This window comes from Sphingomonas sp. CL5.1 (genome assembly GCF_013344685.1).
Classification (GTDB): Bacteria; Pseudomonadota; Alphaproteobacteria; order Sphingomonadales; family Sphingomonadaceae; genus Sphingomonas.
In genome coordinates, this window is sequence record NZ_CP050137.1 from 625,200 (window position 1) to 645,070 (window position 19,871).

Below are 19,871 nucleotides of genomic sequence, written 5' to 3' on the forward strand. Positions count from 1 at the left end.
ATGGACAGAGCTTCGTCATGCCGGACCTGATCCGGCATGACGACAAACAGGCGGCGCCGGCCACGCGAGGCATCACAACCCCCGCACCCCCGCCACGTCGCGCCGCCCGAGCATCAGCTCGGTCAGCGCCCACACCAGGGCGTCCGCGCGATCCGGCGAGCGCCCCGGCCCCTCATAGCCACCGCCCGCCGACAGCCCGCACAACTCGTCCTCCAGCGCCGGAAACGCGCCGACGTGCCACGCCTTCCCCGCCTCGTAGAGCGCGGCGACCGGCTCCGCCCGCGCCGCCTTGCCCCGGCTGGCGTGGACCAGCTTCACCGGCAGCACCGCATCGGCGGCGAGCAGGGTCGAGCGCACCATCTCCCCGCCCTGGTTCTTCTCCGCCACCACGCGGTCCGCCCCGCGCCGCCCGGCGCAGGCCGCCACCGCGCGCGCCCAGCCTTCCGGCGTCGCGCCCGAGACGCTGGCGTCCTCCAGCACATAGCCGCGCCCGTCCGCGCCCAGCGCCACCGCGACGATGCCGCAGGCGTCGCCGCCCACGCCCGCTGGCGGATCGACGCCCACCACCACGCGCACCGCATCGGGCACCAGCGCCACGCGCCGCGCCTCGATCAGCCCGCGCGTCCACAGCGCGCCGGCCACCTCGTCGATCAGCTCGCCCTCCAGCTCCTGCCGCCCGAGCATCGTCCCGCCATAGCTCTCCGCCATCGCCGCGACGAAGCTCTCCGGCAGGTGCGGATTGTCCGCCGTCGCCCCGCGCGTCTCGACCACGCCGGGCAGCGCCATCACGCGCCGCATCAGCCGCGTCGGGCGCGGCGTGGTCGTCACCAGCACGCGCGGCCGCTTGCCCAGCCGCATCGTCAGCATGAGGTTGTCCCACGCCGCCTCGCCGCCGCGCGCCCATTTGCCCAGCTCGTCGCACCACGCGGCATGATGCTCCGGCCCGCGCAGTTTCTCCGGCACGGTCGCGGCATAGACCGTCGCGCTCGCCCCGTTCGGCCAGCGCAGCACGCCCGCCGTCACCTGCCATTCCAGCGGCTCGCCCTCATGCGCCAGCGCGATGAGGCCGCTCGGCCCCTCGACCATCACCTGCCGCACGTCGTCCACCGTCGCGCCGACCAACGCGATCCGCGCCTCCGGCGTCGAGCGCGCCAGCGCGCCGACCCATTCCGCCCCGGCGCGCGTCTTGCCGAAGCCGCGCCCGGCGCGGATCAGCCACACCCGCCAGTCGCCCGGCGGCGCATATTGCCCGTCATGCGCCCACGCCGCCCAGCGATCGCGGAACTCGCGCCGCTGCGCGGGCGTCATCGCGCGGATCGCGGCGAGACGCGCGCGTTCCGGCAGCGCGATCAGGCGGTCGACGATCTCGGCGGTGGGGTCGACATATCCCCGCCGCGTCACTTGCCCGCGCCCGGCGCGGCGGCGCGTTTCGCGCGCGCCTTCTCGATCTGCGCCAGCTTGGCGAGGATCGCGCGGTCGCTGTCGTCCTTCTCGGCATAGGCGCGTTTCGGGCCGGTGCGCCGATGCGGCTTGCCGGGCGCGTTGCGATGATAGGTCAGCAGCTTGAGCGCCAGCTCGACCGCGACCGGCGGGAGCGCGCCGTCATCGTCGCCCGCCAGCGTCCCGCCCCGCTCCCCGGCGAGCGCATGGCCGACCAGCCGCGTCTCCAGCATCTCATAGCCGAGCGCCAGCGCCTCACTCCACGCCTGCGCGAAGTCCGGGTCGTGGCGGCGCCATCTGAGCGCGGTCTGCCCCGTCACGCCGCCCGCCGCCGCCGCCGTCTTCACATTGCAGGTCGCCGCGAGATGATCGAGGAACGCCTCGCGATCCGCCGCCGGCCAGCGCCGTGGATCGCCCCCGGCTTCCTTCCGCGCCGCTTTCATGTCCATGTCCGCTTCTCCCGCCCGAACCCCGAAACGGAGACGGGCCGGGCGCAGCGTGACTCCCCGTCCGCGCGCACCGGCCCGTCCCCCGCCGACACGCGCCACCGGAAGCCGCCCGCCGGCCCCGAGTCGCAATTCGTCAGCGTTCCCGTTATGTACCCAAACAGCGTCGCGCTGTCAAGCGTTTTGTGCCTATTTGGTTTGCGTGGGTAAACGCCTTCCCAATCCCGCCATGCCAGTATCCCGTCATGCCAGCGAAAGCTGGCATCGCCCTCGATACGCGATACGATCACCGCATGAGCGGCTGGACGTACATCATGACCAACCGGCCGGGCGGCGTCCTGTATATCGGCGTCATGACACGGCTCGCGGAGCGTATCGACCAGCATCGCCGAGGGAGCGGCCCGTCATTCTGTCGCCGCTATGGCCTCACCCGTCTCGTCCTTGCCGAGCCGCACGATACGATCGAAGGCGCGATCGCGCGGGAAAAGGCACTCAAGGCATGGAAACGGGCGTGGAAAGTGGAGTTGATCGAGGCGACGAATCCTCAATGGAATGACCTGTTCGATCACATCGCCTGAGGCACGCGACCCCAGCTTCCGCTGGGGTGACGGAAAGGGAGCGACGTCGGCTAACGCCCCCAATTTCTGCCATTCAATCGCTCTCGACAAGTTCCGATAGCGGACGCGTCAGCAATCCTACGGGCAATCACCCCATGTGGGCACTCCGGGTCGCGCCACTGCTTTCTGAGCCGCCTTCTCAATCGTGGCCGACCCTTCGGCGTGCAGATGTTCGTATAGCTGAGTCTTGTCAGCGGTGCAGAGTTCTGTGGTGGTTTGTCATTCGGCCCCATGGTGATGAGGCAGAAAGCCGCGACGCTGCAAAAACGCCACGCCTTCGATCAAAACCCATAATGGGATCAGATATAGAGGCAGAAAAATGAGCAAGAGCAATGCGCCCCAAAAGGCAGCGATCCAATTGCCACCTGCCAGATTGTAATAAAACCGCCAGAGATTGCCGAACAGTTCGCCACCCATGCCCCAAGGGATATAGGCAAATGGACCGATGAAGATCATGGGAATAGCGTAAATCAGATAGAAGAAGCGCGAGCGGAAGGCTGCCAACGTCCAATCGTAGTTTCGCATTGTCCTTCTGTGCGCCATCTCAGGCCGCCCCGCAAGCGGTACGGCCATAAGCAGCATCGCGCTTTCAAGCGATTTGCCTCTATTTGGTTCACGCCCCAGTGCGCCCAATCTGTCATGCCAGCGAAAGCTGGCATCGCCATCGAGGTGCGATTGCCCGCCGCATCGCCTGCGGCTTGAGATCCCAGCTTTCGCTGGGGTGACGGAACGGGGTGGACCGCCCGCTTTCCGCCATTCCGTCACCGCCGCGATCATCGCCCCTCCCACATCGCGCGTGACATCTTCACCCACCCGCGCCATGCCATTCGGCCGATGCGTCCCGTCCCGCACCTTCATCTGCCCCATCCCAATCCGCGCCTGCTGCGCCGCGTGCCGGCGTGGCTGCGCTGGCTTCGGCAGAAGGTGCGCGGCAGCGAATTCTCGTTCATCGCGCTCGCCATCGTCGCCGGCATGGCGGCGGGGCTGGCGACAGTGCTGATCGGCGGGATCGCGCGCGGGATCCAGCATATCCTCTACGGCCTGCCCGCCGATGTCCGGTTGAGCGGGGCGGAGTGGCTCGATCCGTGGCGGCTGCTCGTGCTGCCGGCGGGCGGCGCGGCGCTGGCGCTGTTCACCTGGGCGGTGCGCGCGCGCAAGCGGCCGCTGGTCGACGCGGTGGAGGCGAACGCGCTCCACGGCGGCCGCATGTCCAAGGCGGACAGCGGGGTGATCGCCGGGCAGACGATGCTGTCGAACGGGGTGGGCGCGTCGGTTGGGCTGGAGGCGGCCTATGCGCAGGTCGGCGGGCTGTTCGGCTCGCTCGCCGGGCGCTGGCTCAGCCTCAGGCGGGCGGACATGCGCGTGCTGGTCGGCGCGGGATCGGGGGCGGCGATCGCGGCGGCGTTCGGCGCGCCGATCGCCGGGGCCTTCTACGCGTTCGAGATCGTCATCGGCGCCTATACCCCCGCCGCGATCGCCCCGGTCGCCGCCGCCGCGCTGGCCGGGGCGCAGGTGTCGCAGCGGCTCGGCGAGGTGCCCTATATCGTCCATGTCCAGCCGGGGCCGGCGATCCACACCTTCGGCTATCTGGTGTACGCGGGGCTCGCCGCGATCTGCGCGCTCTACGGCATCCTCATCATGCGCGCGGTGACGCTGGTGGAGGTGCGCGCGCGGGCGTCGCTGCCGGGCTGGGCGCGGCCGGCGATCGGCGGGCTGCTGCTGGTGCCGATCGCCGCCTGGTCGCCGCAGGCGCTGTCGGCCGGGCACAGCGCGCTGCATATCGACATGATGTCGGCGCTGCCCGTCGCGTTCATCGCCGGGGTGCTGCTGGCCAAGAGCTGCGCCTCGATCGTGTCGCTGGGCTTCGGCTTCCGCGGCGGTTTGTTCTTCGCCTCGCTGTTCCTCGGCACGCTGATCGGCCATCTGTACGCGGATTTCCTCGCGCTGCTGGTCGGCTTCCCGATCCTCGATCCGGCCAATGCCGCGCTGGTCGGGATGGCGGCGCTGGCGGTGGCGGTGGTGGGCGGCCCCTTCACGATGGCCATGCTGGTGCTGGAGGCGACCGGCAACTTCAGCCTCACCGGCGCGGTCCTCGCCGCCTCGCTCGTCTCCTCGACGATCGTGCGCGAACTGTTCGGATATTCATTCTCAACCTGGCGCTTCCACCTTCGCGGCGAGACGATCAAGAGCGCGCGCGACGTGGGGTGGATGAAGGCGCTCACCGCCGGGCGGATGATGCGGCGCGGCGCGGCGACCGCCCCCGCCGCGATCACCATCGCGGAGCTTCGCCGCCGCTTCCCGCTCGGAGCGACCAGCCGCGTCGTGCTGGTCGGCGAGGACGAGCGCTATGCCGGCGTCGTCACCATCGCCGCCGCCTTCGCCGAGGGGGTCGACCGCGAGGCCCCGGCCGCGACGCTCGCGCACGCCACCGACGCGGCGCTGTCGCCCGACATGGATCTCGGCGTGGTGATGAAGGCGTTCGACACCGCCGCCACCGACGAATTGGCGGTGCTCGACGCGGACGGCCATGTGCTCGGCATCGTCACCGAAACCTATGTCCGCCGTCGTTACGCGGAGGAACTGGACAAGGCGCAACGCGCGCTGTTCGGCGAGGAATGAGCGTATCGGCTCACGCCGCCGCGCTCGCCTCCGCCACCGCCGCCCAGGCCGCGATCTCAGTGTTGAAATGGCGCGCGACGATCAGGTCGCCGGCGATGCCGGTCGCGGGATCGACGCTCACCGCGCCCTCCCATTCCCATGTCGCATTGCCGCGCAGCGCCACCATGCCGTCACCCTCGGCGCGCGCCATGACCAGACCGCCCTTGTTGCGCACCATCACCTCGCGCGCGAACTCGGTGCGGCCGGTCAGCGCGGCGGCGAAGGCGGAGGCCGCCATCGCGCTGCCGCAACTGTCGGTCAGCCCGACGCCGCGCTCGAAGGTGCGCACGAAGATCGCTTCCGGCCCGAGCACCCGCACGAACGACACGTTGGCGCGGTTCGGCAGCCAGTCCGGCGCGGCTTCGCAGATCGTGCCGATGCGGACCAGCGCCGCCTCGTCGATCGCATCGACGAACGCCACGAGATGCGGGTTGGGCATGGCGACGGCGGTGAAGGCCAGCACCGGATCGAGCCGCGCGATCGGGCGCGCGACGATCTCATGCCCCTCGCCGTGGAGCGGCCATTCGTTGACGTCCAGCCCCGCCGGCCCGGCGACCTCGCCCACGGTATAGACGCCGGGCGCAAGGTCCGGCTCGCGCGCCACCTCGACGGTGGAACGCATCAGGTGCAGCGTCGCGCGGTCGATCCCCAGCCGCTCGAACGCCATCCGCGCGACACAGCGCACCCCGTTGAGGCACGTCTCCGCCTCCGAGCCATCGCTGTTCCACATGCGGAATCGGAGGAGGCCGTGATTCTCCTGCAAAACCAGCAGCCCGTCGCCGCCCACCGCGCCGCGCCGGTCGGCCAGCGCGCGCGCGACCACCGGCCATTGCGCGTCGTCCAGCGCGATCCCCCGCGCGTCGATCAGCGGGAAATCGTTTCCCGACCCATGGCATTTGACGATCTCGAACCGCATCGCGCCGCTCTAGCGCAATCGATAGTGATCCGCGAGCCGATCCAGCGCCAGCGTCAGCACCAGCCGGCCCGAGCGGCTCGGCCAGCCGAGCGCGCGCTCCGCTTCCGGCAGGCGCTCGCCGGCGCAGACGATGCGCCACAAAATGTCGGATAGCCCGCGCCCCACGCCGGCCATCGCCGCGTCGAAGCGCCGCTTGGCCGCGATCCCCGCCGTCGCCGGGTCCAGGCCGTCACCGCCGCCGCCGTCGACCCGCTGCACGCCCCAGCGCATCGTCGTCGCGGGGGCGATCGCCGCGCGTTCGTAATCGCCGCGCAGCCGCTCCCCCGCCTCGCATTGCCGCGCATCGACCAGCCCGCGCGCGGCGAGCCACGACAGCGGCGATTCGGCGAGGTTCACCGTCACGCTGCGCCCGCCGCGCCGCGCCGGCCCGCGCGCAATCCCCTGCGCGTCGATCGCCCGTTCCACCAGTTCGCGCATCCGGTTCCTCCATTTCTCGCGAATCGGCGCTTGCCATATCCGCGTTATCGTAGGACAGAGGTAAAACCGATTTGGTTAGGAACATTGCCATGATCACCGCCATTCGCGAAGTGCGCCGCACCAGGGGGCTGACGCTGGAGGATGTCGCGCGCCGCTGCTCGCCGCCGACCACCGCGCAGACGATCGGCCGGCTGGAGATGGGCACGCGCACCGTGTCGGTCGCGTGGCTCAACCGCATCGCCGCCGCGCTGGAGGTGGAGGCGAGCGACCTCGTCTCGCTGCCCGGGCGTGGCGATCTCGCGGTGGCGGCGACGCTCGGCCCCGATGGCGCGCATGCTCCGCGCAAGCCGGCGCGCATCGTCCCGCCGCAGCCCTCAGCGGGCGCGGTGGCCGTCACGGTCACGGCGGGAACCGGCGACTATCGCGCGGGCGACGAGATCTGGTGCGACATGCTGGCGCCCGATGGCTATGCCGGCGCGCTCAACCGCGACGTGCTGGCGCCGATGGCCGCCGGGCGCTTCGTATTCGGCCGCCTGATCGCGGCGGAGAAGGGCGACGTCACGATCCTGCCGCTCGCCACGGGCGCGGGAACGCAGGCGATCGAGGCCGCGCCGTGGCTCGCCGTCGCCGCGCGGCTGGTGCGGGGGCTTTAGGGCCGATCGCCATTCAGGAGATGACGCGGCGAAATGGTGGTTTTCCGTGATCCGGAGCGCAGCGAACTGAAGGTTCGTGAGCATCGGAAGCGCGGAAAGCGATCATTTGCAGCCCGTCAGAACTGAATGGCGATCGCCCTAGCGCGCGCCCGGCCCGAAGCGCGCGACCAGATCATAGTGCGCGCCCAGGAAATGTTGCCGGACGAAGGTGACGCCGGCATCGCCACGCCATGTCGTGCGCTCGATCACGAGGCACGGCGTGCCGGCCGCGACGCCCAGCCGCTCCGCGATCACCCCGGACGCGCCGTCGGCGGCGATGCGCGTCTCCGCCTCGGTCCACGGCACATGATGCAGCAGCCAGCCGCCCGGCGATACGTCCTCGAACAATGCGTCCGCCGCCTCCGGCACGCTGGCGAGGCTCACCAGCCGCTCCTCCACCGCCAGCGGCAGGCCGTCGGCGAGATGCACGCCGTCGAGCTGCAACACTTTCCCCGCCCCGGCCAGCGCGCGCTCGGCATCGCTGGCCGCGCGGATGCGGCGCTCGGCGAGGCAATAGGCATAGGCCTGCCCCCGCGCCGCCACTTCCTGCGCCAGATCGGGGATGTCGAGCACCACCGAATGGACGCGCGGCCGCCCGACGAAGGTGCCCGCGCGCTTGCGGCGATCGATCAGCCCGCGCCGCGTCAGCTCGCCGAGCGCCTTGCTCACCGTCATCCGCGAGCAATCGTAGCGCCGCATCAATTCCTGCTCGACCGGCAATCGCGCGCCCGCCGCCAGCGCGCCCGAGAGGATATCGGCCTCGATCTCGCCGACGATCCGGGCGTGGAGCGAGGTCACGCCAGCAACCGCCGCAACGTGGCGGCATAGCGCCGCGCGATCGCGTCGCGCGCGACGTGCCGCCCGCCGCTCACCACCTTCGCGCCGCGCCGCCACACGCAATCCACCGCGCCGCGCGCGAACACGAAGGCGTCGGCCAGCGCCGCGCCCTCGCGCGCGACGAATGCGGGATGGTCGCGGTCGAGCGAGACGATATCCGCCGCATTGCCCGCCGCGATCCCGCTCGCCGCGCCCAGCGCCCGCGCCCCGCCCGCGACCGCTCCGCGCCACAGCGCATCGCCGGTCGATCCGCCCCGCCCGAGCAGGTTGCGCCCGCGCCGTTCCAGCCGCTGGCCATATTCGAGCAGCCGCAATTCCTCCGCCGCGTCGATCAGCACGTTGGAATCCGATCCCACGCCATATCGCCCCCCGGCCGCGAGAAAATCGACCGCCGGGAAGATGCCGTCGCCCAGATTCGCCTCGGTGATCGGGCATAGCCCGGCGACCGCGCCGGATCGCGCCAGCCGCTCCGTCTCGTCCGCCGTCATGTGCGTCGCATGGACGAGGCACCAGCGCGCGTCCACCGCCGCATGATCGAGCAGCCACTCCATCGGCCGCGCGCCGCTCCACGCGCGGCAATCCTCCACCTCGCGCACCTGCTCGGCGATATGGATATGGATCGGCGCGCCGGGCGCCATCAGCTCCAGCGCCGCCAGTTCCTCCGGCGTCACCGCGCGCAGCGAATGCGGCGCGACGCCGACCACCGCGTCGGGCAGCGTCGCGCAGGCCGCGCGCGCGCCCTCCAGCAGGCGCGCGAAGCCGTCGAGATCGTGCCGGAACCGCGCCTGCCGCTCGCCCAGCGGCGCCCCGCCGAACCCGCCATGCGCGTAGAATACCGGCAGATGGGTGAGCGCGATCCCCGTCTCCTCCGCCGCCGCGACGATCGCCGCGCTCATCGCCGCGCGGTCCGCATAGGGGGCGCCGTCCGGGGCATGGTGGAGATAATGGAACTCGCCGACGCGGGTGAACCCCGTTTCCAGCATCCCGGCATAGGCCATCGCCGCGATCGCCGCGAGATCGTCTGGCGAGACGCGCGCGGCGAACAGGTACATCACCTCGCGCCACGTCCAGAAACTGTCGTCGCCCGGCCCGGCGACCTCCGCCAGCCCCGCCATGCCGCGCTGGAAGGCGTGGCTGTGCAGGTTGGGCATCCCCGGCAGCGCGACGGCGTGGCGCTCGTCGCCGCCGTGGGCCGCCGCGCCGATCTCGACCGAGGCGATCACGCCGTCCGCCACGGTCACGCGCACGTCGCGCGCCCAGCCTTCGGGCAGCATGGCTTCGGCAAAATGCAGCACCGTCACGTCGATCTCCCGCTAGCGGTGCGATAATGTCTATACATTATTGGCGAAGGCTGCAATGATGCGCTTATGGCTGACCGTCTGTGGACCAATGCCCGACTCGCGACGATGGCCGGCGCCGGCCTCGGCGTCGTGGAGGATGGCGCGATCGCCTGCGCCGGGGGCGTCATCACCTATGCCGGCCCCGCCGCCGGCGCTCCGGCCGCGCGCGAGACGATCGATTGCGCCGGCCGGTGGATCACGCCGGGGCTGATCGATTGCCACACCCACCTGATCCACGCCGGCGACCGCGCGCATGAGTTCGAGTTGCGGCTGGCCGGCGCTTCCTACGAGGAGATCGCCCGCGCCGGCGGCGGGATCGTCTCGACGATGCGCGCCACCCGCGCCGCGAGCGAGGAGGAACTGGTCGCCGCCGCCCTCCCCCGGCTCGACGCGCTGCTCGCGGAGGGCGTGACGACGATCGAGATCAAATCGGGTTACGGGCTGGAGCCGGAGAGCGAGGCGCGGATGCTGCGCGCCGCGCGCCGGCTGGGCGAGACGCGCGACGTGGCCGTCGCCACCACCTTCCTCGGCGCGCATGCGCTGCCGCCGGAATATGCCGGCGACCCGGACGGCTATATCGCCGAGGTGTGCGACGAGATGCTCCCCGCCATCGCGCGCGAGGGGCTCGCCGATGCGGTCGACGCCTTCTGCGAGGGCATCGGTTTCACCCCCGCGCAAACCGAACGCGTCTTCGCCGCCGCCGCGCGCTTCGCCTTGCCGGTGAAGCTCCACGCCGAGCAGCTTTCCAACCTCCACGGCGCGGCGCTCGCCGCCCGCCACGGCGCGCTGTCCGCCGATCATCTCGAACATCTCGACGCGGCGGGCGTCGCCGCGATGGCCGCCACCGGCACGGTCGCCACCCTGCTCCCCGGCGCCTATTACTTCACGCGCGAGACGAAGCTCCCCCCGATCGCCGCGTTGCGCGCGGCCGGCGTGCCGATCGCGCTCGCGACGGACAGCAACCCCGGCACCTCGCCGCTCACCTCGATCCTGCTGGTGCTCAACATGGCCGCGACCTTGTTCCGCCTGACGGTGGACGAGGCGCTGCGCGGCGTGACCGTCAACGCCGCCCGCGCGTTGGGACGCGCCGGCACGATCGGCACGCTCGAGCCCGGCAAGCATTGCGACCTCGCGATCTGGGACATCCGGCGCCCGGCCGAGCTTGTCTATCGCATCGGCTTCAACCCGCTTCACACCCGCATCCGGAGAGGCAAGTGATCGTTCTTCTACCCGGCCATGTGCCGCTGGCCGACTGGCGCGCCATCTATCGCGGCGCGCCCGCGAAGCTCGACGACAGCGCCGCCCCGCGCATCGCCGAAAGCGCCGCCGCCGTCGCGCGGATCATCGCGCGGCACCAGCCGGTCTATGGCATCAACACCGGCTTCGGGAAGCTCGCCAGCGTCAAGATCGGCGACGCGGACCTCGCGACGCTCCAGCGCAATATCGTGCTGAGCCACGCCGCCGGCGTCGGCGCGCCCTCGCCCGCCGGCGTGGTGCGGCTGATGCTGGCGCTGAAGCTCGCCAGCCTCGGCGTCGGCGCGTCCGGCGTGCGGCCGGAGACGGTGGCGCTGCTCGAGGCGATGCTGGCGCGCGATCTGCTGCCGGTGATCCCGTGCCAGGGGTCGGTCGGCGCATCGGGCGACCTCGCCCCGCTCGCGCACATGGCCGCCGCGATGATCGGCGCGGGCGAGATCGTCGCGGGCGGCGAGCGTCTCCCCGCCGCCGGGGCGCTCGCCGCCGCCGGCCTCGCCCCGCTGGAGCTTGGCCCGAAGGAGGGCCTGGCGCTCCTCAATGGCACGCAATTCTCCACCGCGAACGCGCTCGCCGGGCTGTTCGAGGCGGAGCGCGTGTTCCAGGCCGCGCTCGTCACCGGCGCGCTGTCGACCGAGGCGGCGAAAGGCTCCGACGCGCCGTTCGACGCGCGCATCCACGCGCTGCGCGGCCATGCGGGCCAGATCGCGGTCGGCGACGCGTTGCGCAAGCTGATGGCCGGCAGCGCGATCCGCGCCAGCCACCGCGAGGGCGACCCGCGCGTGCAGGACCCTTATTGTCTGCGCTGCCAGCCACAGGTGATGGGCGCCGCGCTCGACGTGCTGCGGCAGGCGGCCGCCACGCTCGCCACCGAGGCCAATGGCGTGAGCGACAACCCACTGATCTTCGCCGACACCGACGAGGCGCTCTCCGGCGGCAATTTCCATGCCGAGCCGGTCGCCTTCGCCGCCGACATGATCGCGCTCGCGATCTGCGAGATCGGCAGCATCGCCGAACGCCGCATCGCGATGCTGGTCGATCCGGCGCTGTCCGGCCTGCCGGCGTTCCTCACCCCGCGCCCCGGCCTCAACTCGGGCTTCATGATCCCGCAGGTGACGGCGGCGGCGCTGGTCAGCGAGAACAAGCAGCGCGCCTATCCCGCCTCGGTCGATTCGATCCCCACCTCCGCCAATCAGGAGGATCACGTCTCGATGGCGGCACACGGCGCGCGCCGCCTGCTGGCGATGGCCGCCAATGCCGCCAACGTGATTGGCATCGAGGCGCTGGCCGCCGCGCAAGGCTGCGACTTCCACGCCCCGCTCGTCTCGTCCGCCACGCTGGAGGCAGCGCGCGCCGCGATCCGCGCCGAGGTGCCGACGCTCGACGACGACCGCCATTTCGCGCCGGACATGGAAAGGGCCACCGCGCTGGTAACGTCAGGCGCACTGGTCGCGGCGAGCGGCGCGACATTGCCGGAAGTGACGGCATGACCGCGTTCGTCCATCTCCATCGCGGCGACGCCCCGCTGATCGTCGCCATGCCGCACACCGGCACCGACCTCGCCGGGCTGGACGCGCGGTTCGTCTCCCCGTGGCGCGCCCGCCGCGACGCCGACTGGCATATCGACCGGCTCTACGCCTTCGCCGCCGATCTCGGCGCGACGATCGTCCGCACGACCGTCTCGCGCAGCGTGATCGACGCCAATCGCGATCCCTCCGGCGCGTCGCTCTATCCGGGGCAGGCGACGACCGAACTCTGCCCCACCACCACCTTCGACGGCGAGCCGCTCTATGCCGGCCCGGCGCGCGACGAGGCCGAGATTGCCCGCCGCCGCGCCGCCTTCTTCGATCCCTATCACGCCGCCATCGCCGCCGAGATCGCGCGCCTCCGCGCCGCGCATCCGCGCATCGTCCTCTACGACGCGCATTCGATCCGCAGCCGCATCCCGCGCCTGTTCGATGGCGAGCTGCCGCAATTCAACATCGGCACCAATGGCGACGCCACCTGCGATCCGGCGCTGACCGCCGCCGTCTCCACCGCCTGCACCGCCGACCAGATCGTCAACGGCCGCTTCAGGGGCGGCTGGACCACCCGGCATTACGGCCGGCCGGCGAGCGGCATCCACGCGATCCAGATGGAGCTGGCGATCCGCGGCTACGCTCCCGAGCCGGCCGCGCCGGACGAGACCAACTGGCCCCCCGCCTTCGACCCCGCTTTCGCCGCGCCGCTCACCGCGACGCTGCGCAACGTCCTCAACGCCTGCCTGGATTTCGCGAAATGACCCGATTCGATCCCTCCCGCGTCATCAAGCCCGCCACCGGCACGACGCTCTCGGCCAGAAGCTGGCTCACCGAAGCGCCGCTGCGCATGCTGATGAACAACCTTCACCCCGATGTCGCCGAGCGACCGGAGGAGCTGGTCGTCTATGGCGGCATCGGTCGCGCCGCGCGCGACTGGGAGAGCTACGACAGGATCGTCGAGACGCTGCGCCGGCTGGAGGACGACCAGACCTTGCTGATCCAGTCCGGCAAGCCGGTCGGCGTGTTCCGCACCCATGCGGACGCGCCGCGCGTGCTGATCGCCAACAGCAACCTGGTCCCCAAATGGGCGAACTGGGAGCATTTCGACGAGCTCGATCGCAAGGGCCTCGCGATGTATGGCCAGATGACGGCCGGCTCGTGGATCTACATCGGCACGCAGGGCATCGTGCAGGGCACCTACGAGACGTTCGTCGAGATGGGCCGCCAGCATTACGACGGCGACCTTTCCGGCAAATGGCTGCTCACCGCCGGCCTCGGCGGGATGGGCGGCGCGCAGCCGCTCGCGGCGGTGATGGCTGGCGCCTCGTGCCTCGCGATCGAATGCCAGCAGAGCCGCATCGATATGCGCCTGCGCACCGGCTATCTCGACCGCGCCACCGCCAGCCTCGACGAGGCGCTGGAGATCGTGACGAGCGCGAAGGAGCCGGTGTCGGTCGGCCTGCTCGGCAATGCGGCGGAACTGTTGCCGGAGATTTACGCGCGCGGCGTGCGCCCCGACCTGCTCACCGACCAGACCAGCGCGCACGATCCGGTCAACGGCTATCTCCCCGCCGGCTGGACGGTGGAGCGCTGGCTCGCGGTGCGCGAGCAGGACCCGGCGACCGTCGCGGCGGCGGCGCGCGCCTCGATGGCGAAGCATGTCGAGGCGATGCTCGCCTTCCAGCGCGACGGCGTGCCGACGGTCGATTACGGCAACAACATCCGCCAGGTGGCGAAGGACGAGGGCGTGGCCGACGCCTTCGCCTTCCCCGGCTTCGTCCCCGCCTATATCCGCCCGTTGTTCTGTCGCGGCATCGGCCCTTTCCGCTGGGTCGCGCTGTCCGGCGACCCGGAGGATATCTACCGGACCGACGCCAAGGTGAAGGAACTGCTGCCGGACAACAGGCACCTCCACCGCTGGCTCGACATGGCGCGCGAGCGCATCCACTTCCAGGGCCTGCCGGCGCGCATCTGCTGGGTCGGGCTTGGTGATCGCCACCGGCTCGGCCTCGCCTTCAACGAGATGGTGGCGAAGGGCGAGTTGAAGGCGCCGGTGGTGATCGGCCGCGACCATCTCGATTCCGGCTCGGTCGCCTCGCCCAACCGCGAGACGGAGGCGATGCGCGACGGCTCGGACGCGGTGTCCGACTGGCCGTTGCTCAACGCGCTGCTCAACACCGCTTCCGGCGCGACATGGGTGTCGCTGCATCACGGCGGCGGCGTCGGCATGGGCTATTCGCAGCATAGCGGCATGGTGATCGTCGCGGACGGCACCGAGGCGGCGGCGAAGCGGCTGGAGCGCGTGTTGTGGAACGATCCCGCGACCGGCGTGATGCGTCATGCCGACGCCGGCTATGAGATCGCGATCGATTGCGCGAGAGAAAAGGGCCTCGATCTGCCGGCCATCCCCGGCTGAACCCTCGATATCCCGGCGATTTTATTCAGGCCGCCGCGAGCAGTTCGCGGCGGCCTTTTTGTCGGAAGGAGCCGCGACACGGCTCGATACTTTGCGAAAACTTCGCAATATTACCACTTCGTAACATTCGCGGCGCGACATCTCGCCATCCGATCAGGCGTCCAAGCCGCATCGCAACAAAGCTGTCAACGGTGACAGCTTCGTCATTTCGCAGCTGCATCATCGCATGCTCAAGCACAGCTACAACTGCCTTGGTCATCGTACCGGGATACCGGCCGAACGGCCGGGCCCGGTGAATTATCTGCGCGGCGAGAGTTTTTCCTGATTTCGGACAGTAATGCTTTCCGTCGATTTCTGCCGGGATGTTGACGGGCGTCATTTCGCTGTTATTGACATGCCAACTGCTAAAAGGAATGGCGCATGCCCGAAGAATCCATCGACACCAACGCGGTTGAGCTTGCCACCGAATTGACGATCGCGTGGCTTTCCAACCCGAACACACGGGCATCGAGCGAAGATGTGCCGGCATTTCTCCAGAAGATGCACGAAGCTGTTTCGGGGCTTTCGTCGGAAGTGGAAGCCGCCAGCGCGCCGGAAGTCACCGCCGAACATGTCCCCGCGGTTTCGGTGCGTAAATCACTTGCGTCGAAGGATTTCATCATCTCGATGATCGACGGCAAGCCTTACAAGACGCTGCGCCGTCACCTCGCGGGTCAGGGCCTGACGCCGGCCGAATATCGCCAGCGTTATGGCCTGAAGCCGGATTATCCGATGGTCGCCGAAAGCTATTCGGAAGCGCGCCGCGCGATGGCCAAGAAGATCGGTCTCGGCCGCAAGCCCGGCATGAAGCGCAAGGCGGAGAGCGAGGCCGCCCCCCAGCCGACGCGTGGGCGCCGCAAGGCCGCCGCGCAGTCCGAAGGCTGAGCCTCGCTCGCCCGTTTCCCCGCGTCGTCGGGGAAACGGGCGACGCCATCGGTGGTCGGCGGGCGATTACACCGCATGGCGTGAAAACGCCCGCAGGCAATTGCCTCGACCGGCCATTCACCCGATCGCATCGACGCGAAGGGATCGCGCGCCGATCAGGGGCCGTGCACGCATGAAGCGCTGAAGCGCCGCCAGGTCTCGCTCCGCCTCGCCGCGCCAGTTACAGCCGCGCCAGCCAGTCGAGCAGCAGGCGATTGACCTCCGCCGGCCGCTCCTGCTGCGTCCAGTGCCCGCATCCTTCCAGCACATGCCCCTCGACGCGGGGCACCAGCGGCTTCATCAACGCCACCGGATCGCTCACCGCGCCGAACAGAGTAGTGGCCGGGTCCTTGCCGCCACCGATGAACAGCGCGGGCTGCTCGATACGCCGCTCGCGATAGGGTTGCAGCCACGCGAAATCGCGCTCGTGATTGCGGTAGCGGTTGATCGGGCCACGGAAACCCGAAGCCTCGAACTCCCCGACATAATATTCGAGGTCCGCCGGCGTCAGCCACGCGGGGAAGGTGCCGGGATCGATCATCCCGTCGAGCAGCGTCGCCCCCGCCGGCTTCTCCGGCCACGTGCCGGGCGGCGCGTCTCCTGAAATGGCGTAATAGAATTTGCGCAGGAAATCGCGCACGTCGCGCTCGGCTTCCGCCTCCGGCGGCCCCTCCATCTGGAACCATTCCTGATAGAAGAAGCGCCCCTTCGCGGTGAAGGCGGCGCGGAAGGTCTCCGTGAAGGGGCGTGACGGCACCCCGGCATAGGGCACCGACAGCGCCGCCACGGCGCGGAATTGCTCGGGATGGACGAGCGCGCTGTTCCACACCATCGGCGCGCCCCAGTCATGCCCGACGAGGATCGCCGGCCGCTCCGGCTGGAGCACGGCGGCGACAGCGGCGATATCCGCCACCAGATGCTCCATCGCATAGGCCGCGACCGGCCGCGGCTTGTCCGACCCGCCATAGCCGCGCACGTCGATCGCCGCCGCCGTGAAGCCGGCGCGCCCCACCGGCCCGAGCTGGTGCCGCCACGAATACCAGCTCTCGGGAAAGCCGTGCACCATCAGCACCAGCGGCCCCGCCCCCTCTACCGCCACGCGCAGGCGGACATCGCCGATGTCGATCATGCGGAAATCGGGCATCGCGCGCTCCTGCCAGCGGGGTGACGGGGCGATCATGCCAGAAAGCCCGCCGCCGCCAAGCACGGAATGTCGCGCCAGCGGCGCCGCGAGGGACGATGCCTGACGGGAAAGGCCGCGCAGGAGGAACTGCCGCGCGCAGCCCTGCAAAGCAAAACGCCCCGCGGTTTCCCGCGAGGCGTCTCGTTTGCCCCTGCTGCGGCGATCAGTGGTGCTGATCGTCGTCGATTACCGGCAGCGTCTCGAACTGGTGGTACGGCGGCGGCGAGGACAGCGTCCACTCCAGCGTCGTCGCGCCTTCGCCCCACGGATTGTCGCCAGCCTTCTTGCCCGCGATCAGCGAGATGATCAGGTTGACGAAGAAGATGGCCATGCCGGCGGCCATGATCATGTAGCCGATCGTCGCCACCTCGTTCCAGTGCGCGAAGCCGTCCGGATAATCCGGATAGCGGCGCGGCATGCCCTGAAGCCCGAGGAAGTGCATCGGGAAGAACATGACGTTCACGCCGATGAAGAACACCCAGAAATGCAGATGGCCGAGGAACTCGTTCATCATCTTCCCGGACATCTTCGGGAACCAGTAATAGAAGCCGGCGAACAGCGAGAACACCGCGCCCAGCGACAGCACGTAGTGGAAGTGCGCCACCACGTAATAGGTGTCCTGCATGTAATCGTCGACGCCGCCGTTGGCGAGCACCACGCCGGTCACGCCGCCGACGGTGAACATGAAGATGAAGCCGATCGCCCACACCATCGGCACGCGGAAGGTGAGGCTGCCGCCCCACATCGTCGCGATCCACGAGAAGATCTTGATGCCGGTCGGCACCGCGATCACCATCGTGGCGGCGGTGAAATACATCTTGGTGTTCACCGAAAGGCCGGTGGTGAACATGTGGTGCGCCCACACGACGAAGCCGACCACGCCGATCGCGACCATGGCATAGGCCATGCCGAGATAGCCGAACACCGGCTTGCGGCTGAAGGTGGAGATGATCTGGCTGACCATGCCGAAGCCCGGCAGGATCATGATGTAGACTTCGGGGTGGCCGAAGAACCAGAACAGATGCTGGTACAGGATCGGATCGCCGCCGCCCGCCGGATCGTAGAAGGTGGTGCCGAAGTTGCGGTCGGTCAGCAGCATGGTGATCGCCGCCGCCAGCACCGGCAGCGCGAGCAGCAGCAGGAACGCCGTGACCAGCACCGACCAGACGAACAGCGGCATCTTGTGCAGCGTCATGCCCGGCGCGCGCATGTTGAAGATCGTGGTGATGAAGTTGATCGCGCCGAGGATCGACGATGCGCCCGCGAGGTGGAGCGAGAGGATCGCCATGTCGGTCGATGGCCCCGGCTCGCCATAGGTGGAGAGCGGCGCGTACAGCGTCCAGCCGTTGCCGGCGCCGCCGAAGAAGGGCGAGGCGAGCAGCAGCGAGAAGGCCGGGATCAGCAGCCAGAAGCTGATGTTGTTCATGCGCGGGAAGGCCATGTCCGGCGCGCCGATCATCAGCGGCACGAACCAGTTGCCGAACCCGCCGATCATCGCCGGCATGACCATGAAGAACACCATGATCAGCCCGTGCGCCGTCACCAGCACGTTCCACAGGTGCAGCGATTCGTCGAGGCTGGCCTCGCCGCCGTGCAGATGCGCCGCCCAGCCCTGGAGGTACTGGATGCCCGGATGCATCAGCTCCGCGCGCATCAGGCCGGAGATCCCGCCGCCGATGATGCCGGCGGTGATCGCGAAGATCAGATAGAGCGTGCCGATGTCCTTGTGGTTCGTCGACATGAACCAGCGGGCGAAGAAGCCCGGCTTGTGATCGGCATCATGATGGTGGTCGTGCGCGTGATGCGCCTCGAACGCCGAAGGTTGGATCGCGGTATCGGTCATGGCTCAGCGTCCGGTCGGGCCGGCCGGGCCCGCATTCGCGGTCGCGGCCTGATTGGTGGTGGGAGCGGCGGCGTTCGCGGCCGGCGCGGCGGCATTGGCGGCGGCATCGGCCGGCGCGGCGGCGGCGGGAGCCGCGGCGGCGTCGGCCGGCTTGACCGCGCCCGGCATGGTGCCGCCCTTGGCCTTGATCCATGCGGCGAACTCGGCCGGCGGCACCGCCTCCACCGCGATCGGCATGAAGGCGTGGCGCGCGCCGCACAGCTCGGAGCACTGGCCGAAATAGAGGCCCGGCTTGTCGATCGTGAAGCTCGTCTCGTTGAGGCGCCCCGGCACCGCGTCGAGCTTGATCCAGAACGCCGGGACCGCCCAGCTATGGATCACGTCGTTGGCGGTGGTGATGAGGCGGATCGGCACGCCGACCGGCAGCACGACGCGATTGTCGGCGGCGAGCAGGCGCGGGCCGTCCGCATCGGTGCGGTAACGCTCGCCGGCGGCGACCTGGTCCTTTTCCTTCAGCATGTTGGCGGTGATCTCGATCCCGCCGTTGTCCGGATACTGGTAGCTCCAATACCATTGGTTGCCGATCGCCTTGAGCGTGACGGCGTTGGCCGGCGCCGGCTTGTATTGCGCGGAGAGCAGGCCGATCGACGGCACCGCGACCGCGACGAGGATCAGCACCGGCAGCAGCGTCCACACCACCTCGATCACGGTGTTGTGGCTGGTCTTGGACGGCACCGGGTTCGCCGCGCGGCGATAGCGGATGACCACCCACACCAGCAGCGCGAGCACGAGGAGCGAGATCGCGGTGATGAGCGGCAGCAGGATGTGATTGTGGAAATCGTGCGCGCGCTGCCCGACCTTCGTCACCTGCGGCTGGAGGTGCATCAGACCGTCGGTCGGCTGGCCGATCATCGGCTTGACCGTCATCGCCGGCGCGCCGTCCATCGCCAGTTCGGGCGAAGCGGGCGTCGCGGCGGCGGCCGGAGCCGCGGCGGCTGGCGTCGCGGCGGCGGCCACGGGCGCTTCCTGTTTCGCGGGCGCCTGCGCCGAGGCGGGCGCCAGCCCGGCCAGCGCGAGGCCGGCCGCGAGAGCCAATCCTTTGAACGCGATCTTCATCGTCTTGTTGTCACCCCTGCCTGTCCCGGCCCCAAAGCCGCTCGTGCGGCGCAGATTCCGTCCATTCGGCCTGCGCTATACGCAGCAGGTCCCGTCGCCTCAAGCGCTAAGAGTCCGAGTCATCGCCCGTTGCGCGGGCGTCCGCCGGCCCGTATC

Annotated in this window: 19 protein-coding genes; 8 read left to right on the forward strand and 11 right to left on the reverse strand. The window is 69.8% G+C overall.

Annotation, left to right across the window (positions count from 1 at the left end; genetic code table 11):
- Window positions 1-72: 72 nt before the first annotated feature.
- Both F9288_RS03115 and F9288_RS03120 read right to left on the reverse strand, forming a co-directional pair.
- Window positions 73-1,308: a DNA-packaging protein gene (locus tag F9288_RS03115; protein WP_174838808.1), complete on the reverse strand. Its 1,236-nt coding sequence runs from the start codon at window positions 1,306-1,308 to the stop codon at window positions 73-75.
- A gap of 89 nt (window positions 1,309-1,397) precedes the next feature.
- On the reverse strand, window positions 1,398-1,889 hold the full coding sequence (locus F9288_RS03120) for a hypothetical protein (RefSeq protein WP_174835218.1): 492 nt from the start codon (window positions 1,887-1,889) through the stop codon (window positions 1,398-1,400).
- A gap of 290 nt (window positions 1,890-2,179) precedes the next feature.
- On the opposite strand from F9288_RS03120, the gene F9288_RS03125 reads away from it, so the two are divergent.
- Window positions 2,180-2,464 (forward strand): GIY-YIG nuclease family protein, encoded by a 285-nt coding sequence (locus tag F9288_RS03125; RefSeq protein ID WP_174835219.1) that lies wholly within the window; start codon window positions 2,180-2,182, stop codon window positions 2,462-2,464.
- Between the two features lie 258 nt (window positions 2,465-2,722).
- On the opposite strand, the gene F9288_RS03130 is transcribed toward F9288_RS03125, so the two are convergent.
- Window positions 2,723-3,361, reverse strand: coding sequence for a hypothetical protein (locus tag F9288_RS03130; RefSeq protein ID WP_174835220.1), 639 nt, complete (start codon window positions 3,359-3,361; stop codon window positions 2,723-2,725).
- On the opposite strand from F9288_RS03130, the gene F9288_RS03135 reads away from it, so the two are divergent.
- Window positions 3,338-5,122, forward strand: coding sequence for a chloride channel protein (locus F9288_RS03135; RefSeq protein ID WP_174835221.1), 1,785 nt, complete (start codon window positions 3,338-3,340; stop codon window positions 5,120-5,122). The genes F9288_RS03130 and F9288_RS03135 overlap by 24 nt on opposite strands.
- Window positions 5,123-5,132: 10 nt before the next feature.
- Here the strand turns inward: F9288_RS03135 and dapF are convergent, their stop codons facing one another.
- Together dapF and F9288_RS03145 are read right to left on the reverse strand one after the other, a co-directional pair.
- Entirely contained in the window at window positions 5,133-6,077 is a 945-nt protein-coding gene (gene dapF, locus F9288_RS03140) for a diaminopimelate epimerase (RefSeq protein ID WP_174835222.1), read from the reverse strand.
- A 9-nt stretch (window positions 6,078-6,086) separates the two neighbouring features.
- Complete coding sequence (locus F9288_RS03145; protein ID WP_174835223.1) at window positions 6,087-6,554, reverse strand: DUF6456 domain-containing protein; 468 nt, start codon at window positions 6,552-6,554, stop codon at window positions 6,087-6,089.
- A gap of 89 nt (window positions 6,555-6,643) precedes the next feature.
- Here F9288_RS03145 and F9288_RS03150 point away from each other — a divergent pair, with 89 nt between their 5' ends.
- A complete protein-coding gene (locus tag F9288_RS03150; protein ID WP_174835224.1) occupies window positions 6,644-7,207 on the forward strand; it encodes a helix-turn-helix domain-containing protein in 564 nt (187 codons plus the stop codon).
- 138 nt (window positions 7,208-7,345) lie between these two features.
- Here F9288_RS03150 and F9288_RS03155 read toward each other — a convergent pair whose 3' ends face one another.
- On the reverse strand, window positions 7,346-8,044 hold the full coding sequence (locus F9288_RS03155; RefSeq protein WP_174835225.1) for a UTRA domain-containing protein: 699 nt from the start codon (window positions 8,042-8,044) through the stop codon (window positions 7,346-7,348).
- Window positions 8,041-9,384, reverse strand: coding sequence for a formimidoylglutamate deiminase (locus F9288_RS03160; protein ID WP_302675314.1), 1,344 nt, complete (start codon window positions 9,382-9,384; stop codon window positions 8,041-8,043). Before F9288_RS03160 ends, F9288_RS03155 begins: the two co-directional genes overlap by 4 nt.
- Before the next feature lie 66 nt (window positions 9,385-9,450).
- Here F9288_RS03160 and hutI point away from each other — a divergent pair, with 66 nt between their 5' ends.
- The 4 genes from hutI to hutU are packed head-to-tail and all read left to right on the forward strand — an operon-like array spanning window position 9,451 to window position 14,610.
- A complete protein-coding gene (hutI, locus tag F9288_RS03165) occupies window positions 9,451-10,641 on the forward strand; it encodes an imidazolonepropionase (protein WP_174835226.1) in 1,191 nt (396 codons plus the stop codon).
- Window positions 10,638-12,164 (forward strand): histidine ammonia-lyase, encoded by a 1,527-nt coding sequence (hutH, locus tag F9288_RS03170; RefSeq protein WP_217482582.1) that lies wholly within the window; start codon window positions 10,638-10,640, stop codon window positions 12,162-12,164. Before hutI ends, hutH begins: the two co-directional genes overlap by 4 nt.
- Window positions 12,161-12,955, forward strand: coding sequence for an N-formylglutamate deformylase (gene hutG, locus F9288_RS03175; protein WP_174835227.1), 795 nt, complete (start codon window positions 12,161-12,163; stop codon window positions 12,953-12,955). Before hutH ends, hutG begins: the two co-directional genes overlap by 4 nt.
- Window positions 12,952-14,610: a urocanate hydratase gene (hutU, locus tag F9288_RS03180; protein WP_174835228.1), complete on the forward strand. Its 1,659-nt coding sequence runs from the start codon at window positions 12,952-12,954 to the stop codon at window positions 14,608-14,610. The genes hutG and hutU overlap by 4 nt, the downstream gene beginning before the upstream one ends.
- Before the next feature lie 25 nt (window positions 14,611-14,635).
- Here hutU and F9288_RS03185 read toward each other — a convergent pair whose 3' ends face one another.
- Window positions 14,636-14,989, reverse strand: coding sequence for a hypothetical protein (locus F9288_RS03185; protein ID WP_174835229.1), 354 nt, complete (start codon window positions 14,987-14,989; stop codon window positions 14,636-14,638).
- A 41-nt stretch (window positions 14,990-15,030) separates the two neighbouring features.
- On the opposite strand from F9288_RS03185, the gene F9288_RS03190 reads away from it, so the two are divergent.
- Window positions 15,031-15,534 (forward strand): MucR family transcriptional regulator, encoded by a 504-nt coding sequence (locus F9288_RS03190; RefSeq protein ID WP_174835230.1) that lies wholly within the window; start codon window positions 15,031-15,033, stop codon window positions 15,532-15,534.
- Window positions 15,535-15,754: 220 nt separating this feature from the next.
- On the opposite strand, the gene F9288_RS03195 is transcribed toward F9288_RS03190, so the two are convergent.
- The 3 genes from F9288_RS03195 to coxB form a co-directional block, all read right to left on the reverse strand.
- Entirely contained in the window at window positions 15,755-16,753 is a 999-nt protein-coding gene (locus F9288_RS03195; RefSeq protein WP_254621052.1) for an alpha/beta fold hydrolase, read from the reverse strand.
- A 166-nt stretch (window positions 16,754-16,919) separates the two neighbouring features.
- A complete protein-coding gene (gene ctaD / locus F9288_RS03200; RefSeq protein WP_174835231.1) occupies window positions 16,920-18,599 on the reverse strand; it encodes a cytochrome c oxidase subunit I in 1,680 nt (559 codons plus the stop codon).
- Between the two features lie 3 nt (window positions 18,600-18,602).
- Window positions 18,603-19,715 (reverse strand): cytochrome c oxidase subunit II, encoded by a 1,113-nt coding sequence (gene coxB / locus F9288_RS03205; protein ID WP_174835232.1) that lies wholly within the window; start codon window positions 19,713-19,715, stop codon window positions 18,603-18,605.
- Between the last annotated feature and the right edge of the window lie 156 nt (window positions 19,716-19,871).

Coding starts and splice junctions, on each gene's coding strand:
- F9288_RS03195 (WP_254621052.1), bottom strand. CDS start 16,753: ATGATCGCCCCGTCACCCCGCTGGCAGGAGCGCGCGATGCCCGATTTC.
- coxB (WP_174835232.1), bottom strand. CDS start 19,715: ATGAAGATCGCGTTCAAAGGATTGGCTCTCGCGGCCGGCCTCGCGCTG.
- hutU (WP_174835228.1), top strand. CDS start 12,952: ATGACCCGATTCGATCCCTCCCGCGTCATCAAGCCCGCCACCGGCACG.
- hutG (WP_174835227.1), top strand. CDS start 12,161: ATGACCGCGTTCGTCCATCTCCATCGCGGCGACGCCCCGCTGATCGTC.
- F9288_RS03145 (WP_174835223.1), bottom strand. CDS start 6,554: ATGCGCGAACTGGTGGAACGGGCGATCGACGCGCAGGGGATTGCGCGC.
- F9288_RS03185 (WP_174835229.1), bottom strand. CDS start 14,989: ATGACGCCCGTCAACATCCCGGCAGAAATCGACGGAAAGCATTACTGT.
- F9288_RS03135 (WP_174835221.1), top strand. CDS start 3,338: ATGCGTCCCGTCCCGCACCTTCATCTGCCCCATCCCAATCCGCGCCTG.
- dapF (WP_174835222.1), bottom strand. CDS start 6,077: ATGCGGTTCGAGATCGTCAAATGCCATGGGTCGGGAAACGATTTCCCG.
- F9288_RS03190 (WP_174835230.1), top strand. CDS start 15,031: ATGCCCGAAGAATCCATCGACACCAACGCGGTTGAGCTTGCCACCGAA.
- F9288_RS03150 (WP_174835224.1), top strand. CDS start 6,644: ATGATCACCGCCATTCGCGAAGTGCGCCGCACCAGGGGGCTGACGCTG.
- ctaD (WP_174835231.1), bottom strand. CDS start 18,599: ATGACCGATACCGCGATCCAACCTTCGGCGTTCGAGGCGCATCACGCG.
- F9288_RS03125 (WP_174835219.1), top strand. CDS start 2,180: ATGAGCGGCTGGACGTACATCATGACCAACCGGCCGGGCGGCGTCCTG.
- F9288_RS03115 (WP_174838808.1), bottom strand. CDS start 1,308: ATGACGCCCGCGCAGCGGCGCGAGTTCCGCGATCGCTGGGCGGCGTGG.
- F9288_RS03120 (WP_174835218.1), bottom strand. CDS start 1,889: ATGGACATGAAAGCGGCGCGGAAGGAAGCCGGGGGCGATCCACGGCGC.
- F9288_RS03130 (WP_174835220.1), bottom strand. CDS start 3,361: ATGAAGGTGCGGGACGGGACGCATCGGCCGAATGGCATGGCGCGGGTG.
- hutI (WP_174835226.1), top strand. CDS start 9,451: ATGGCTGACCGTCTGTGGACCAATGCCCGACTCGCGACGATGGCCGGC.